The organism is Corallococcus sp. AS-1-12 (assembly GCF_020036995.1).
Classification (GTDB): domain Bacteria; phylum Myxococcota; class Myxococcia; order Myxococcales; family Myxococcaceae; genus Corallococcus.
This window is the reverse complement of sequence record NZ_JAIQDD010000001.1, coordinates 301,201-319,369: the sequence shown is the minus strand read 5'-3', so window position 1 is coordinate 319,369 and position 18,169 is coordinate 301,201. Positions and strand designations below refer to the sequence as shown.

At 70.5% G+C, this 18,169-nt stretch carries 5 protein-coding genes; 4 read left to right on the top strand and 1 reads right to left on the bottom strand.

The annotated features are described in order from the left end of the window. Positions 1-100: 100 nt before the first annotated feature. Entirely contained in the window at positions 101-1,942 is a 1,842-nt protein-coding gene (locus K8556_RS01225) for a M2 family metallopeptidase (protein ID WP_223738187.1), read from the bottom strand. Positions 1,943-2,286: 344 nt separating this feature from the next. On the opposite strand from K8556_RS01225, the gene K8556_RS01220 reads away from it, so the two are divergent. The 4 genes from K8556_RS01220 to K8556_RS01205 all read left to right on the top strand — a co-directional run bounded on the left by K8556_RS01220 (position 2,287) and on the right by K8556_RS01205 (position 18,163). Next, the gene (locus K8556_RS01220; protein WP_223738186.1) at positions 2,287-3,387 is read left to right on the top strand and encodes a DHH family phosphoesterase; all 1,101 of its coding nucleotides are present in this window, start codon (positions 2,287-2,289) and stop codon (positions 3,385-3,387) included. Positions 3,388-3,420: 33 nt separating this feature from the next. Further along, positions 3,421-3,963 carry a DUF3105 domain-containing protein gene (locus K8556_RS01215; RefSeq protein ID WP_223738185.1) on the top strand — a complete coding sequence of 181 codons (543 nt, stop codon included), beginning with the start codon at positions 3,421-3,423 and terminating at the stop codon, positions 3,961-3,963. Between the two features lie 193 nt (positions 3,964-4,156). Then, a complete protein-coding gene (locus K8556_RS01210) occupies positions 4,157-16,240 on the top strand; it encodes a non-ribosomal peptide synthetase (protein ID WP_223738184.1) in 12,084 nt (4,027 codons plus the stop codon). 105 nt (positions 16,241-16,345) lie between these two features. Continuing rightward, the gene (locus tag K8556_RS01205; protein WP_223738183.1) at positions 16,346-18,163 is read left to right on the top strand and encodes a hypothetical protein; all 1,818 of its coding nucleotides are present in this window, start codon (positions 16,346-16,348) and stop codon (positions 18,161-18,163) included. Positions 18,164-18,169 lie beyond the last annotated feature (6 nt).

The window sequence follows — 18,169 nt, the reverse complement described above, 5'->3', positions numbered from 1 at the left end:
GCGGACAGGAAGAGTCGCCGTCCGGTCCTACAGAGTTCAACCCTACAAGACGGGCGCAGCCTAAGCGCCCGTCCCCGGGGGTGTCCACTCCCAGCTCACGTCACCAGCCGCACTTCTGGCCCTTGTTCTGCTCCTGCAGCCAGCGGCGCAGCGGGGCGAAGTACTCCAGCATGGGCGTGGCATCCATCTGGCGCGTGCCCGTCATCGCCGCCAGTGCGTCCGGCCACGGCTTGCTCGCGCCCAGCTCCAGCATGGCCTGCAGGCGCGCGCCCGCGGCCTTGTTGCCGTAGATGGAGCACTCGTTGAGGGGGCCCTTGATGCCGGCGGCCTCGCACAGCGCCTTGTGGAACTGGAACTGGAGGATCCGCGCGAGGAAGTAGCGCGTGTACGGCACGTTGGCGGGCACGTGGTACTTGGCGCCCGCGTCGAAGTCCTGCTCCGTGCGCGCCACCGGCGCGGCGATGCCCTGGTACTTCGTGCGCATCGCCCACCAGCTCTTGTTGTAGTCCGCCGGCTTCACCTTCCCGCTGAACACGTCCCAGCGCCACTGGTCCACCAGCAGGCCGAAGGGCAGGAAGGCCACCTTCTCCAGCGCGTCCTTCAACTGGAGGTTGATGACGTTCTTGTCGTTCTTCTCCACCGCGTTGAGCAGGCCCGCCTGCTGGAGGTAGGCCGGGGTGATGGAGAGCGTGAGCGCGTCACCGATGGCCTCGTGGAAGCCGTCGTTGGCGCCGGCCTGAAAGAGGACGGGGAGCTTGTAGTAGTACGTGTAGTAGTAGTTGTGGCCCAGCTCGTGGTGGATGGTGACCAGGTCCTCCTCGGTGGGCTTGATGCACATCTTGATGCGCAGGTCGTTGTCGTACGTCACGTCCCAGGCGGACGCGTGGCAGACGACGTCGCGGTCGCGGGGCTTGGTGAACTGCGAGCGCTCCCAGAAGGTCTGCGGCAGCGGCTTGAGGCCCAGCGAGGTGAAGAACTTCTCACCCAGCTTGACCATCTTCTGCGCGTCGTAGCCCTGCTTCACCAGGGCGCTGTCCACGTCCAGGCTGGCCTGGCCGGGGAACGGCTCCACCAGCGGGTAGATGTTGTTCCACTCCTGCGCCCACATGTTGCCCAAGAGGTGCGCGGGGATGGGCTTGCCGGCGGGCACGGCGGCCTCGCCGTACTGCTTCGCCAGCCGGCCGCGCACGTAGCAGTGCAGCTCGTCGTACATGGGCTTGACCTGGCCCCAGAGCCGCTGCGCCTCCTGCTCGAACTCCGCCGGGGTCATGTCGTAGGACGACCGCCACAGCGTGCCCAGGTCGTTGAAGCCGATGTCCTTCGCGCCCGCGTTGGAGAGGTTCACCAACTGCGTGTAGAGCGGGCGCATGGGGCGGCTGATGGCGTGCCAGCCGGTCCACGCGTCGAGCAGCTCGTTGGCGTTGCGGCTCTCCGCCATGACGTCGGACAGCTCCTCCAGGTCGCGGCACTTCCCCTTGCCGTCCTTGCCGCAGTACTTGCCCTTGCCGTAGAGGCCCTCCAGCTTCGCGGCGGTGGAGGCCAGCTCCGCGCGCTGCTTGGGGTCGGACGGGGCGGGCAGCGTCTGGGACACGCGCAGCAGGTGCAGCATGCGCGCGGTGTCCGCGTCCAGCTTCAGCCCGTCGAAGCGGCGCGAGTCCTTGATGGCGTTGTTGACGTAGGCCATCACCTCTTCGTTGACGGAGGCGGCGTTCCGCTCCGTGTCGTCGGTGATGTACGTGCTCTTGATCCACTCGGCGGTGGCCTGGCGGGTCCAGAGCTGCTTCAGGTCCGCGTTGAGCTTCTCGGCGAACTGCTTCGCCTCCGCGGGCGTGGCCTTCGCGGCCGGAGCGGGCGTCGTCTTCGCCTGCGCGCTGGCGGCGGGCGCCGCGAGCGACAGGGCGGCAAGGGCCGCGCGAATGAGGGACTGGGGAGTGCGGGTCATGGGCGCGGACACTATGGGAAGTGCCCTGCCCTCGCACCCGCGAAGTCACGGCGCCCGCGCGCCCTGCCCCTTGTGTGGACGTTGTGACATCGCCTCCCGACGCAGTGCGAAAACCGCGCGGTCCTTCCATGCGGTGCGCGGCGTCCAGCGCCTCCGGGCGGCTGGGGGCGGCGCCGCCCACGTGGATGACGACGCGGCACTCGGGGCCCGCCGATAGGCCTTCCATGCCTGCGAAGGTCACCACGCTCGCGCCGTATGACTGGAGGTGGGAAGCCGTCCGGAGGGCAACCAGCCACGACGGGCGCGCCCTGCCGTGCCGCTACAGGCAGTGACAGCTTTGCTTCATGCTTCTGGGACACACGAAAGACGCGCACTGGCCGGCGCCAGAGGCGGCGATGGACCAGGCGCGCGAGTTCCTGGAAGCATGCCGGGACAAGCACGTGCTCGTCGTCCCGCACACGGACGTGGACGGGCTCACCTCCGGAGTGCTGATGCTCCGGGCGCTTCAGTCCCTGGGCGCCCGGCCGACGGCGCGCCTGCCGGGCAAGGGAGAGGACGTCCACCACCCGGCCTTCCTGGAGCGGCTGGGCGCCTCCTCCGCGGAGGCCCTGGTGGTGCTGGACATGGGCAGCCGCGCGGAGCCGCTGCTTCCCGGAGTTCCCACGCTGGTGGTGGACCACCACGCATCGGAGGACTTCCCACCCGGCGCGCGGGTGCTCACCGCCTACGGCCATGCGCCCGTGGCGAACACGAGCCTGCTGACGTACGTGCTCACGTCGTCGTTCATCGTGCCCGGTCCGCTGGAGTGGCTGGCGGTGCTGGGGACGGTGGCGGACCTGGGCGCGGACGCGCCGATGCCGTTCCTCCGGGACGCGCTGCGGCGGGCGAAGCGCTCGTCCGTCACGGAGGCGGTGGCGCTGCTCAACGCGGCCCGCCGCTCCAGCCGGTTCGCGGCGCCGCTGGCGATGCAGGTGCTCCTGCGCGCGGGCAACGCGACGGACATCGCGGAGGGGCGCGTGCCCGGCGTGGACGCGCTGCGCGACTGCCGCCTGGAGGTGCAGCGCGAGGTGGCCCGGTGCGCGAAGACGCCGCCGCGCTTCGCGGGCAACAAGGCGCTCCTGCTCTTCAGCTCAGAGGCGCAGGTGCACCCGCTGGTGGCCATGCGCTGGGTGCAGCGGTTGCCGGACCACATCGTCGTCGCCGCCAACACCGGCTACCTGCCCGGCCGCGTGAACTTCGTGCTGCGAAGCCGCGAGCCGCTGGACCTGCTCGCGCTGCTGCGGGGCCTGGACCTGCCGCTGATGGGAGGCTCGTTCGCGCACGGCCATCCGCGAGCCACGGGCGGGAGCCTGCCCCCGGCGGACTTCCTGCGCCTGATGGATGCGCTGGGGTTCGGAGGCCTGAGCGACCAGGACGTGGACCGGCGTGGCGTGGCGCCGGGCTGAGGCGCCCCCGGCTGTTGCGATATGACGGGGTGGATGCCTCGCGCCCTCTCCGCCCTCCTCTTCTCGCTGTGCCTCGCCTGCGGTTCGACAAGCGACGATCCGCCCACCCCCGGTGGCGAAGCCTGCGAGCGGTACTCGTTCCCGCTGTCGGACACGTCGCCCGCCAATCACGTGAGTTCGTGCGGCAGCACCGCGTGCGGCAATGGTGAGAACCCGCCCAACTCCGGCCTGCATTGCTCCACGTGGCTGTCGTGCCGCAACTACACCGAGGAGCAGCCGCGCTGTTCGTGGATCCACAACCTGGAGCACGGCCACGCGGTGTTCCTCTACAACTGCCCGGAGGGCTGCCCCGACGAGGTCGCGAAGCTGGAGGCCGCGATGGCCAAGGCCGCGGTGGGCAGCAACGGCGTGCGCCGCGCGCTCGTCACGCCGGACTCGCAGTTGCCCACGCGCTTCGCCGCGCTGCTGTGGCGCCGGACGTACCTGATGGATTCCGTGGACCCGGACGCGCTCACGTGTCTGCTCGCGCTCCAGGATGTGGATGCCAGTGAGCCGGGGCTGATCTGTCCCCCGTGAAACAAAGGGTGTTCACGGAGGACGTCGCGCGCATGTGAGCGATCCGCCCCACCAGGGTGTCGCGAGCCGCCCGACCTTGCGCGCGCCGAGCTCACGTCTCTTTAATCCGTGTCACGCGCCGCCCTTGTTTCAATTGCTTCCGTGTCCAACGCGGCGGCACTGACACCCCCTCTCGTCGGGGTGGCGCGTCGACATGACCGACACCGTCGACGTCCCCGTGTCTCCCCGGGGTCTGGCTCCTCGAAGCATCGCTGATGCCTTCGAGGCCCAGGCCGCGCTCCGTCCCCACGCCGTCGCCGTCCGCTGTGACGGACAGCAGCTCACGTACGCGGAGCTGGACGCGCGGGCGAACCGGCTCGCGGGCTGGTTGAAGGCGCGGGGCGTGGGCCGCGAGCGGCCCCAGGTGGGCGTGTGCCTGCCGCGCTCGGTGGACCTCATCGTCACGCTGGTCGGCATCCTCAAGGCGGGCGGTGCGTACGTCCCGCTGGATCCGGAGTACCCCTCGGAGCGGCTGGCCTTCATGGCCACGGACTCGCGCGTGCGGATCATCGTCACGCACGCCGGGCTGGAGTCACACCTGCCGTCCGGGGACTGGCACACGCTCCGGCTGGACACGGACGCGGACGCGCTGGCTGCCTTCAGCGACGGGCCCATCGCGCGCGACGTGGTGGAGGACGACCTGGCCTACGTCGTCTTCACGTCCGGCTCCACGGGCCGTCCCAAGGGCGTGTGCGTGCCCCACCGGGGCGTGCTGCGGCTGGTGCTGGGCGCGGACTACGTGCACCTGGGCCCGGAGGAGGTGCTGTTGCAGTTGGCGCCGGTGGCCTTCGACGCGTCCACGTTCGAGCTCTGGGGTCCGCTGCTCAACGGAGGCCGCGTGGCGGTGTTCTCGCGTGGGGCCGCCGCGCTGGACGAGCTGGGAGACTTCCTGCGCGAGGAGCGCGTGACGACGGCGTTCCTCACCACCGGCCTGTTCAACACGCTGGTGGACCGGGGCCTGCCGGGCACCCAGACGCTGCGGCAGCTCTACACGGGCGGAGAGGTGATGTCGCTGCCCCACGCGCGCCGGGCGCTGGAGGCCCTGCCGCACACGCGCATCTTCAACTGCTACGGCCCCACGGAGAACACCACCTTCACGAGCTGCCAGCTCCTGCGCGCGCCGCTCGGCTCCGAGCCCGCGCCCATTGGCCACGCCATCTCCGGCACGCGGATGTACGTGCTGGACCCGGAGGGCCGCGAGCTGCCCGTGGGCGCCGTGGGCGAGCTGTACACGGGGGGCAGCGGCGTCGCGTGGGGCTACTGGGAGCGCCCGGACCTCACCGCCGAACGGTTCCTGCCAGACCCCTTCAGCACCGAACCGGGCGCGCGCATGTATCGCTCGGGAGACCTCGCGCGGCGGCTCGAGGACGGCGCGGTGGACTTCGTGGGACGCGTGGACCACCAGGTCAAGGTGCGCGGCTTCCGCATCGAACCGGGCGAGATCGAAGCGGCGCTGCGCCTGCGGCCCTCCGTGCAGGAGGCCGTGGTGATGGTCCGCGAAGACGTGCCCGGGGACCGGAGGCTCGTGGCGTACGTGACGGCGTCGGAGCCCCTGACGGCGCCGGTGCTGCGGGCCCACCTGAAGGGCCACCTGCCCACGCACATGCTGCCTTCAGCCATCGTCGTCCTGGACGCGATGCCGCTCACGGCCAACGGCAAGGTGGAGCGCAAGGCGCTGCCGGATCCGCGCGACTGCCCCGGGGCCGAGGAGGACTTCGTCGCGCCGGAGACCGCGTTGGAGCGGACCGTCGCGCGGGTCTGGGCGGACGTGCTGCGCGTGGAGGCGGTCAGCGCCACGGCGGACTTCTTCGAGCTGGGGGGGCAATCCCTCCTGGCCACGCAGGCCATTGGCAGGCTGTGTGACGTGCTCCAGCGTCCCGTGCCGCTGCGCCTGCTGTTCGCGAACCCCCTCCTGCGGGACTTCGCCGCCGCGCTGGAGGTGGCCTCTCCGGTGGCGGAGCGGGCCGAGGCGCCCATCCCTCCGTGCACGGATGCAGCACGGGAACACCTGTCGTTCGCGCAGCAGCGGCTGTGGTTCCTGGACCAGTGGATGCCGGGCTCCGCGCTGTATTCGCTGCCATTCGCGTTCCGCCTGGAGGGGCTCCTGGACACGGCCGCGCTGGAGCAGGCGCTCCAGGCCGTGGTGGACCGGCATGAGTCCCTGCGCACCACCTTCCCTGGCGAAGGCGCCGCCATCCAGCACGTCGCCGCGCACCTGCCCGTGACGCTGGAGCGCGCGGCGACAAGCTCGGAGGAAGAGACGCTCGCGTGCATGCAGCGTGAAGCGGAGCGGCCGTTCGACCTGGCCCGAGGGCCGTTGTTCCGTGCGCTGCTCATCCGTGAAGCGGAGCGGCGGCACGTGCTGGTGCTCAACCTGCACCACATCGTCTCCGACGGCTGGTCCTTCGGCGTGCTGTATCAGGCGCTGTCCACGGCGTACGTCGCTCGGGAGCTGGCGCCGCTGCCCCTCCAATATCCCGACTACGCGGCGTGGCAGCGACAGTGGCTCCAGGGCGAAGTGCTCCAGCGGGAGCTGGGCTTCTGGGAGCGGCAGCTCGCGGACGTGCCGCATGTGCTGGAGCTGCCCGCCGACAGGCCGCGTCCCTCCGTGCAGCGGTTCGAGGGCGCCGTCCATCGCTTCACGGTTCCGGCGCGTCTCCAGCGGGCGCTGGAGGAGCTGGCCCGCCGTGAAGGGGCCACGTTGTTCATGGTCCTGCTCACCGGGTTCCAGGTGCTGCTGTCGCGCTACAGCGGCCAGCGGGACTTCGTGGTGGGCACGCCCATCGCGAACCGCACTCGAAAGGAGCTGGAGGGGCTCATCGGCTTCTTCGTCAACACGCTGCCCATCCGCGCTCGCATCGAAGGGGAGCCGTCGTTCCTCCAGTTGCTGGGACAGGTGCGCGACCGCGCGTTGGGGGCGTATGCCCATCAGCACCTGCCGTTCGAGAAGCTGGTGGAGGCGCTCCAGGTCGAACGCGAGCCGAGCCGGACGCCCCTCATCCAGGTGCTCTTCGCGCTCCAGAACGCGCCCACATCGCGGCTCCAGTTCCCGGACGTCACCGTCACCCCGCTGACGCTCGACACGCGCACGTCCAAGTTCGACCTGTTCCTCGCGCTGGAGGAGTCCGGTGACGCGCTCGCGGGCACGCTCGAATACGCCACGGCGCTGTTCGATGCGGCCACCATCGAGCGTTTCACGGCGCACTACCTCCAGGTGCTGCGGTGCTTCGTGGAAGCGCCGGCCCAGGCCATCGGAGACGCCGTGTTCCTGTCGGAGGCGGAGCGGCGGCGGGTGCTCCGCGACTGGAACGCGTCGGCGCGCCCCTACCCTTCGGAGCAGTCCATCGTGGACGCCTTCGCGCTCCAGGTCGCGCGGCGGCCCGAGGCCATCGCCGTGAGCCATGGGCCCGTGACGCTCACGTACGCGGAGCTGGATTCGCGCGCGGAGCATCTGGCCCGGCGGCTGCGGACGCTCGGGGTGGGACGGCGCACGCCGCAGGTGGGCGTGTGCCTGCCGCGCTCGGTGGACCTCATCGTGTCGCTCCTGGCCATCCTCAAGGCGGGCGGCGCCTACGTCCCGCTGGATCCAGAGCACCCTTCCGAGCGGCTCGCCTTCATGGCCACCGATGCGCGGTTGGTCGCCATCGTCACGCATGAGGCGCTGGCGTCCGGGCTGCCCGCGGGGTCATGGACGCCCGTGTGCCTGGATGTTCAGTGGGGTGCCGTGGAAGCACCGGCGGCCGAGCCCGTGATGCCGGTGGACCTGGCGCACATCATCTACACGTCCGGATCCACGGGCCGTCCCAAGGGCGTGTGCATCCCGCATCGGGGCGTGGTGCGGCTGGTGCTCAACCCGGACTACGTGCACCTGGGCCCCGGCGACCGGATGGCGCAGTCCACGACCATCGCGTTCGACCTGTCCACGCTGGAGATCTGGGGCGCGCTACTCAACGGGGCCACGCTGGTCCTGTTCACCAAGGACGAGATCATCGACCCGGATGTCCTGGCGCGCAGGCTCCAGGACGAGCGCGTCACGCACATGGTCCTGGCCACGGCGTTGTTCAACCATGTCGCCCGCTCGCGGCCCGAGGCCTTCCGCCACCTGTCCTGGATGATCTTCGGCGGCGAGGCCGCGGACGTCGCCAGCGTCAACGCGGTGCTCGCGCACGGCGGCCCCACGGCGTTGATCAACGGCTATGGCCCCACGGAGAACACGTCGTTCAGCACGTGGCACCGGGTGCCGCACGTGGGCGTCGAGTCCGTGCCCATCGGTGGGCCGATCGCCAACAGCACGGCGTACGTGCTCGATGCCCGGCACCAGTGGGTGCCGCCTGGAGTCGTGGGTGAGCTGTTCGTCGGGGGTGACGGATTGGCGCTCGGGTATTGGGACCGGTCGGACCTCACGGCGGAGAAGTTCATCCCCCACCCGTTCAGCGACGTGCCCGGTGCCCGGCTCTATCGCACGGGCGATCTGGTCCGGCAGCGCGCGGACGGCGTCCTGGAGTACGTGGGACGCCGCGACCATCAGGTGAAGCTGCGGGGCTTCCGCATCGAACCCGGCGAAGTGGAAGCGGCCCTGCGGCAGCACCCCAACGCGCGGGAGGCACTCGTGCTGCTGCGCGAGGACACGCCGGGAGACCGCAGGCTCGTGGCCTACGTCGCGGCCACGGACACCCCGGACGCGGTGTTCCGCGAGTTCCTCCAGGCACGGCTCCCGAGCCACATGGTGCCCGCCGCCTTCGTCGTGCTGGAGTCGTTGCCCCTCACGCCCAACGGGAAGATCGACCGGCGCGCGCTGCCCGTTCCCGAAGCCTCCGGCACCGAGGGCTTCATCGCGCCCCGGAGTCCACTCGAAGCGCGGATCGCGGGCATCTGGGCCTCGCTGCTGGGCGGACGCGAGGTCGGAGCGCACTCCCACTTCTTCGACCTGGGCGGCCATTCGCTGCTGGCCACGCAGGTGGTGTCCCGCGTGCGGGATGCGCTGGGCGTGTCACTTCCCGTGCGCGCTCTCTTCGAAGCACCGCGCCTGGAGGCGTTCGTCCGGACCGTGGAGGGCCTGCTCGCGCAAGGGCACAGGGAGGCCTCGCGCATCCCCGTGGTGCCTCGCGGGACCGGACCGCTTCCGCTGTCCTTCGCGCAGGAGCGGCTGTGGTTCCTGGGTCGCCTCCACGACGCACCCGGCGTCTACAACATGCCCATGGCGCTGCGCCTGGACGGCCCCCTGGACGTCCCGGTGCTGCGCGCCAGCCTGGAGGCGCTCGTGTCGCGGCACGAGTCCCTTCGCACCACGTTCCCGGAGGGCGACCGCCCCACGCAGCACATCTCCGAGGCGCCTGTCTTCACGTTGGACGTTCAGCGACTCGACGCGCGGGGGCCCGACGACTCGCGAGTCCAGGCGCGGCTGCGGCAGGAAGCGGACCGGTCCTTCGACCTCGCGCGAGGGCCGCTGTTCCGGGCGCTGCTGCTCCAGCTCGAAGGCACGTGCTCGGTGCTGGTGCTCAACCTGCATCACATCGTGTCCGATGGTTGGTCGCTGGGCGTGCTCTACCGCGAGCTGTCCGCGGAGTACGGCGCGCGCCTCCAGGGCCAACTGTCGCGACTGGCACCGCTGCCCGTGCAATACGCGGACTACGCGGCGTGGCAGCGCGAGTGGCTCCAGGGCGAGGTGCTCCAGGAACAGCTCGGATTCTGGAAGGAACAGCTCGCGGACGCGCCGCATGTCCTGGAGCTGCCCACCGACCGTCCTCGCCCCGCGGTGCAGCGGTTCGATGGCTCCTCGTTCCGCTTCACGCTGCCGTCCGCGCTCCGTCATTCGCTGGAGTACCTGTCCCGAGAGGAAGGCGCCACGCTGTTCATGACGTTGATGGCGGGCTTCCAGTTACTGCTGTCGCGCTACAGCGGGCAGCGGGACTTCATCGTCGGCACGCCCATCGCCAACCGCACGCGTGAGGAGGTGGAAGGCCTCATCGGCTTCTTCGTCAACACGCTGCCCCTGCGGGCCCACCTGCGTGACGGTGCTTCCTTCCGTGAAGTGCTGCGGCAGGTGCGCGACCGGGCCCTGGGCGCTTACGCGCATCAGGAGCTTCCGTTCGAGAAGCTCGTCGAGGAGCTGCACGTCGAGCGCGCCCTGATCCACGGACCGCTGGTGCAGGTGATGTTCGCCTTGCAGAACGCGCCCGGCACGTTGCCCCAGCTCCCCGGCCTCCAGGTCCAGGCGGCGGAGCTGCCGCTCCAGACCTCCAAGTTCGACCTCAGCTTGATGCTGGAGGAGACCGGCGACGGACTCTCCGGCGTCCTCGAATACGCGAGCGCGCTGTTCGAGCCCCACACCATCAAGCGGATCGCGGGCCACTTCCACCGCCTGCTCGAAGGCGCGCTCCTCCGGCCCGATGCGGCCATCCACGCCCTGCCCTGGCTGTCCGAAGCCGAGCGGCATCAGGTCCTTGCGTCGTGGAACGACACCGCGCGCCCCTACCCGCGCGACGCCTCCCTGGTGAGTGCCTTCAACGCGCAGGTGGCCGCGCGCCCGGATGCCATCGCCGTGCGACACGGTTCGGATGCGCTCACCTACGCGGAGCTGGATGCTCGCGCCAATCAGCTCGCGTGGGCGCTCCAGGCTCAGGGGGTCGGACGGGATGCGCCGCGTGTCGGCGTGTGCCTGTCACGCTCCATCGAGCTCGTCGTGTCGCTCGTCGCCATCCTCAAGGCTGGTGGCGCCTACGTGCCGCTGGACCCGGACTACCCGGCGGACCGGCTCGCCTTCATGGCCTCGGATGCGCGGCTCGTCGCGGTCGTCACCGCGTCGGCGCTCGCGGATCATGTCCCCTCGGGACCGTGGAAGGTGTTGCGGCTGGATGCGCTCCCGGCGGGTCTGGAACGCCGTGCGCCGCCGGAGGCGTGCACGGGCGATGACCTGGCGCACATCATCTACACGTCCGGCTCCACGGGCCGGCCCAAGGGCGTGTGCATCCCGCATCGGGGCGTCGCCCGGCTGGTGCTCGACCCGGACTTCATCCAGCTCCGTCCCGAGGACCGCATCGCCCAGACGTCCACGGTCGCCTTCGATGCCTCGACGTTCGAGCTGTGGAGCGCGCTGCTCAACGGTGCGACGCTGGTCCTGCTGTCCAAGGAAGAGGTGATCGAGCCCACGGTGCTCTCGCGGCGGGTCCGTGAAGAGGGCATCACGGTGCTGTTCCTGACCACGGCGCTCCTCAACCACGTCGCGCGCACGGACCCGTCGCTGCTGAAGGGCCTGCGGTGGCTCCTGTTCGGTGGCGAGGCCGCGGACCCGGCCTGCATCCGCGCCATCCTCTCCCACAGCGCACCGGAGCACATCGTTCACGCCTACGGGCCCACGGAGAACTCCGCGTACAGCACGTGGTTCTCTCCGACGCACGTCGACCCTGACGCGGTGACGGTGCCCATCGGGCGCCCGGTCTCCAACAGCACGGCGTACGTGCTGGACGCGCACCTGCACCCGGTCGCACCCGGCATCGTCGGCGAGCTGTTCGTCGGCGGGGATGGCCTCGCCTGGGGCTACTGGGAGCGTCCCGACCTCACCGCGTCAGCCTTCGTCCCCCACCCCTTCGCCTCCACTCCGGGAGCCCGCCTCTACCGCACGGGCGACCTCGTCCGTCAGCGCCACGACGGCGCCTTCGACTTCGTCGGACGCCGTGACCACCAGGTCAAGGTGCGCGGCTTCCGCATCGAGCCCGGTGAAATCGAAGCCGTGCTGCGCCAGCACCCGGCCGTGCGCGAGGTGCTGGTGCTCGTGCGCGAGGACTCGCCCGGCGACAAGCGGCTGGTCGCCTACGTCACCTTCCGTGACTCCGTGACGGCCAGCGACCTGCGCGCCCACGTCCAGGCTTCACTTCCCAGCCACATGGTCCCCTCCGCGTTCGTCCTGCTGGACGCGCTGCCGCTCAACGCGAACGGCAAGGTGGACCGCCGCGCGCTGCCTGTGCCCGAAGGCGACGTGCCGACCTCGGCGGGCACACGGCCCCTGACGGCGCTGGAGCAGACGTTGAGCGCCATCTGGTGCGCGGTGCTGAACCGCGCCCATGTCCCCGTCGATGCGAACTTCTTCGACCTGGGTGGACACTCGTTGCTGGCCACACGCATCGTCTCCCGGACGTCGCAGGTGCTGGGCGTTCCCGTCCCCGTGCGGACCCTCTTCGAGTTCCCCACCATCGAAACCCTGGCGCGCGTACTGGAAGGACGCGCGCGGGACTCGTCGCTGTCCGTGCCCGCGCTCCGGAGCTGGCACCGGGAAGGACCGCCGCCCCTGTCGTTCGCGCAGGAGCGGCTCTGGTTCCTCAATCAGTTCCACTCGGACCGGGCCGCGTACAACATGCCCATGGCGCTGCGGCTGGAGGGGGCGCTGGACGTGGACGCCATGGAGCACGCCCTCCAGGCGCTGGTGGACCGGCACGAAGCCCTGCGCACGGTGTTCCCGGGTGAGGGCGTCCCCGCGCAGCGCATCCTGCCCCGGTCGCCCGTGTCTCTTCGCCGGGTCGAAGCCTCGTCCAGGCACGAAGCGGAAGCCCTGTTGCGCGAGGACGCGGAGACGCCGTTCGACCTCGCGGAGGGTCCGCTGTTCCGTGCCCTCCTGGTGCGCGAGGACGCTGAACACCACGTGCTGCTGCTCAACCTGCACCACATCGTGTCCGATGGCTGGTCGATGGGCGTGCTCTACCGCGAGTTGTCCGCCGAGTACGAAGCGCGGCACGCGGGCCGGGCCTCGGAGTTGACGGACCTGCCCGTGCAGTACGCGGACTACGCGGCGTGGCAGCGCAAGTGGCTCCAGGGCGACGTGCTCCAGCGGCAGCTCGACTTCTGGAAGCAGCAACTGGCGGACGTGCCCCACGTCCTGGAGCTGCCCACCGACCATCCTCGTCCAGCAGTGCAGCAGTTCGCGGGCTCCACCCACGTCTTCACCCTTCCGCGGAGCGTGCTCGAAGCGTTGGAGGGCCTGGGCCGCCAGGAAGGGGCCACGCTGTTCATGACGTTGATGGCGGGCTTCCAGTTGCTGCTGTCGCGCTACAGCGAGCAGCGGGACTTCATCGTCGGCACGCCCATCGCCAACCGCACGCGTGAGGAGGTGGAAGGCCTCATCGGCTTCTTCGTCAACACGCTGCCCCTGCGGGCCCACCTGCGCGACGGTGCTTCCTTCCGTGAAGTGCTGCGGCAAGTGCGCGACCGGGCCCTGGGGGCGTACGCGCACCAGGAGCTTCCGTTCGAGAAGCTCGTCGAGGAGCTGCACGTCGAACGCGCGCTGAGCCACGGGCCGCTGGTGCAGGTGATGTTCGCCTTGCAGAACGCTCCCGGGACGCCGCCCCAACTCCCGGGCCTCCAGGTCCAGGCGGTGGAGCTTCAGACCCCGACCTCCAAGTTCGACCTCACGCTGGCCCTGACCGAAACAGCGGAAGGCCTCAGCGGCACGTTCGAGTACGCGACCTCCCTGTTCGAACCCCGCACCCTCGAACGGATGGCGGACCACTTCCGGCGCCTCCTCGAAGGCGCGCTGCATCAACCGGACGCGGCCATCCACGCCCTGCCCTGGCTGTCCGAAGCCGAGCGCCAGCAGGTCCTCACGGCCTGGAACGACACCGGCCGGCCCTATCCGAGGGACCTCTCCCTGGCCCAGGCCTTCGAAGCCCAGGTGTCCACGCGTCCGGAGGCCATCGCCGTGCGCCATGGGGCCCAGGCGCTCACCTACGCGGAGCTGGACGCCCGCGCCAATCAGCTCGCGTGGGCGCTCCAGGCGCAGGGCGTTGGACCGGATGCGCCTCGCGTGGGCGTGTGTCTGCCTCGCTCCATCGACCTCATCGTGGCGCTGGTCGCCGTGCTCAAGGCGGGCGGCGCCTACGTGCCGTTGGATCCGGACTACCCGGTGGATCGCCTGGCGCTCATGATCTCCGATGCGAAGGTGCATCGGATCATCACGAGCACGGCGTCCTCGAACCGCTTCTCGTCAGACAGCGTGGGGTTCATCCACATCGATGCGTTGGAGGCGCCCGCGCATTCGGGCTCGCCCCACGACGCGACGCGCTTCCATCCCGCGCAGCCCGCGTACCTCATCTACACGTCCGGCTCCACGGGCCGTCCCAAGGGCGTCTGCGTCCCGCATCAGGCCGTGATACGGCTGGTGATGGATCCGGACTACATCCCCTTCGGCCCTGAAGACCGCGTGGCCCAGGCCGCGACGGTGTCCTTCGACGCCTCGACCTTCGAGGTGTGGGGCGCGCTGCTCAACGGCGCGACGCTCGTCCTGTTCTCGAAGGAGGACATCATCGAGCCCGCGACGCTGGCCCGGGGTCTGCGGGACGAACGCATCACCGCGCTGTTCCTCACCACGGCCCTCTTCAACCACGTCACCCGCATGGAGCCCACGGCCTTCAACGGCCTGTCCACGCTCCTCTTCGGTGGCGAGGCCTCGGACCCGGCCTGCGTGAACCGGCTGCTCGAACACGGCGGGCCTCGCAGGTTGGTGCACGTCTACGGCCCCACGGAGAACACCACGTTCAGCACGTGGCAGCTCGTCACGAAGCCCGTCTCAGGCACGGTGCCCATTGGCAGGCCCCTCTCCAACAGCACGGCGTACGTGCTGGACGCGCACCTGCACCCGGTGGCACCTGGCATCGTCGGTGAGCTGTTCGTCGGCGGTGATGGCCTCGCCTGGGGCTACTGGGAGCGTCCCGACCTCACCGCGTCAGCCTTCGTCCCCCACCCCTTCGCCTCCACCCCGGGCGCCCGCGTCTACCGCACGGGCGACCTCGTCCGTCAGCGCCACGACGGCGCCTTCGACTTCGTGGGCCGCCGCGACCACCAGGTCAAGGTGCGTGGCTTCCGCATCGAGCCCGGCGAAATCGAAGCCGTGCTGCGCCAGCACCCGGCCGTGCGCGAGGCGCTGGTGCTCGTGCGCGAGGATTCGCCCGGTGACAAGCGGCTGGTCGCCTACGTCACCTTCCGCGACTCCGTGACGGCCAGCGACCTGCGCGCCCACGTCCAGGCTTCGCTTCCCAGCCACATGGTCCCCTCCGCGTTCGTCCTGCTGGACGCGCTGCCGTTCAACGCGAACGGCAAGGTGGATCGCCGCGCGCTGCCCCGTCCTTCCGACGCCGCGGAGACGGAGGAGGCCGGCGTGCTGCCTCGCACGCCGCTGGAACAACAGCTCGCGGACCTCTGGGCGGAGGTGCTGGGGCGCACGGTCCACAGCGTCACCGCGAGCTTCTTCGACCTGGGCGGCCACTCGCTGCTCGCGGCGCAGCTCGTGTCCAAGCTGTCGGAGCACTTCCCGTTCAAGGTCCCGCTCCAGGTCCTCTTCCAGAGTCCGACGGTCGCGGCGCTCGCGCAGTGGATCCAGGCGAAGCTCACGCCCGATGCACCGGCGGCCACGCAGGGGCCCACGCTCCCGGAGGGCATCGTGCGGCTCCAGGAGGGACGCCCGGACCTTCCGCCGCTGTGGTGCATGCACCCGGTGGGCGGCACGGTGTTCTGCTACCAGGACCTCGTGCGTGCGCTCGGTCCCGGCCGCACGGTGTACGGCTTCCAGGCTCCCGGCGTGAACGGCGAGTGCCCGCCGCTCACGAGCATCGAGGTGCTCGCGTCCCACCACCTGGGCGCCATGCTCCAGTGGCAACCCCAGGGGCCCCACTACCTCGTGGGCCTCTCCATGGGCGGCACCATCGTCTACGAGATGGCCCAGCGCATGCGCGAGCTGGGCATCCCCCCGGCGCTGCTCGTCTTCCTCGACACGCCGGGCCCCGGCCAGATGCCCACGCGGTTCGAGGACGACGCCGCGCTGCTCGCGGCGATGTTCGGCGATGACACCCCCACGCTCGCCCAGCGCCTGCGCGCCCTGCCCCCGCATGAGCAGATGAAGGAGGTGCTGCGGCAGGCCCGCGAGGGCGCGACGGTGCCGGACTCGTATTCGCTGCGCGACCTGGAGATCTTCCTGGACGTGTGGAAGGCCCACATGCGCGCCCTCTTCAGCTACGTGCCCGTGCCCTACGAGGGCGCGGCCACGTACCTGAAGGCCCAGGTCCACGTGCCGCCCCACCCGCTGCACCCGGAGCAGCCGTGGCAGGAGCTCGTGCGGCACGGACTGGAGGTGCTGCCCGTGCCCGGCAACCACCAGACGATGATCGAGCCGCCGAACGTCGAGACCCTGGCGAGGCACCTGACCACGTGCCTGCGACGCACCGAGGACGCCGTGGCCCGAAGCTCGGTCGCCTAGCGTCCGCAAGGAGCCCTCGGCGGCGTGCCCGATGAGCGGACGGCCGAGGGGCGATGCGGGCCCGCGACGGAAGGACTGGGGGCGCCGGAGCGTACTAGCGCTTCCATGACCAACACCATTCGACGCGCCTTCGCGGCGCTGCTGACGCTGACGTGTCTTGGGGCGCTGTCCGCCCAGGCCGCCACGGGTGTGCAGGGCCCCGTGCCTCCGGCCTTCCAGAATCGCTTGATGGTCGGCCTCTTCGAGGAGGCCGGCCAGAGCTGGATGCGGGACAGCAACGTGCCGTGGGACGCGCGCTACCGCTACTTCACCAAGGGCTGGGCGAACAACTGGGGCTATGGCGCCCGTGACGGCAGTTGGGCCGCCAGCTTCTTCACGGAGACGAAGGCGCAGGGCTACGTCCCCGTCGTCACCTACTACCAGCTCTTCGGAGAGCCGGGCGGCGGCGAGCAGGAGACGCTCGCGAAGCTGAAGAACGCCTCCACCATGCGCAGCTACTTCGAGGACGTGAAGCTGCTCCTCCAGCGCGCGAAGAGCTACGGCGGCCCGGTCATCCTCCACGTGGAGCCGGACGCGGTCGGCTTCCTCCAGTTCCAGACGGCGTCCAATCCCAACGCCCCCGCGGCCATCGCCTCCTCGGGGATGCCGGAGCTCGCGGGCCTGCCCAACACCGTCGCGGGGTGGAGCCTGGCGTTCCTCCAGCTTCGCAAGGCCGTGGGCGCGAACAACGTCGTGCTGGGCCTGCACATCTCCGCGTGGGCCAGCGGCAAGGACATCGCGTTCAACTCGCTCACGGATCCGCTCCAGCCGGAGGTGGACAAGGTCGTCAACTTCCTCAAGCCGCTGGGCCTGGGCACCAACGTCACCGGCGCCACCTACGACGTGCTCGTGGGCGACCCGCTGGACCGCGACGCGGACTTCTACCGGCTCACGCAGGGCGCCGACCATATGTGGGACATGAGCGATACGGCGTCCCTCACGTCGCGCTCCTACAACCGCCACGCGGAGTGGCTGCGCCTGTGGAACCAGACCTCCGGCAAGCGCTGGATGCTGTGGCAGATCCCGCTGGGCAACTCCAACCACCTCAACATCACCAACAGCGGCGGTCCGCGCCAGGGCTACAAGGACAACCGCACCGAGTACTTCTTCGGCGCGAGCGGGGATGCGCACCGGCGCAAGTTCGCCAACGTGGGCGTCGTCGCCCTGCTGTACGGCGCGGGCGCGGGCGGCCAGAGCTCCTACCAGAACGACCTGGGCACCGATGGCCAGCCGTACCTGAAGACGCGCGCGGCCACGTTCCTCAACGCGGGCGGGCTGCTCCTGCCCGCGGCCGGCACCACCCTCCCTCCGCCGGGCGGCGGCGGAGCCACCGACGGTGGCACCGTGGACGCCGGCACCCCGCCTATCGACGCGGGCACCCCTGACGGCGGCACGAGCCCCGACGGCGGCACCGGCGCCTCCGACGCGGGCACCCCGGCGGATCCGTCGCAGTACGGCTTCGAGTCCGGCGCGCAGGGCTGGAGCGCCGGCGGCGCCGCGCTGTCGGCGGTGAGCAGCACCACGTCCAAGACCTTCGCGGGCACCCGTTCGCTGGCCGTGCCCTTCAACGGCGCGTCCGGCCAGGGCACGGTGGCCGTGGCCAACGCGGCCGTGCCGTCCGGCAAGACGGTGACGTTCCAGGTGTGGCTGCCCACCGGCAGCAAGATCACCGGCGTCCAGCCCTACACCCTGGAGGGCGCCTCCGCGAACTGGCGCTGGACGGGCAACTGGATCGACGTCAGCAGCCTCAAGGCCGGCGCCTGGAACGCCATCACCGTGAAGCTGCCCTCTGGCTCCACCACCCCGCTGTACCAACTGGGCGTGGAGTTCCAGACGGCGGGCGCGTGGACGGGGACGGTCTACCTCGACGCCGTCACCTGGTAGTCCAAG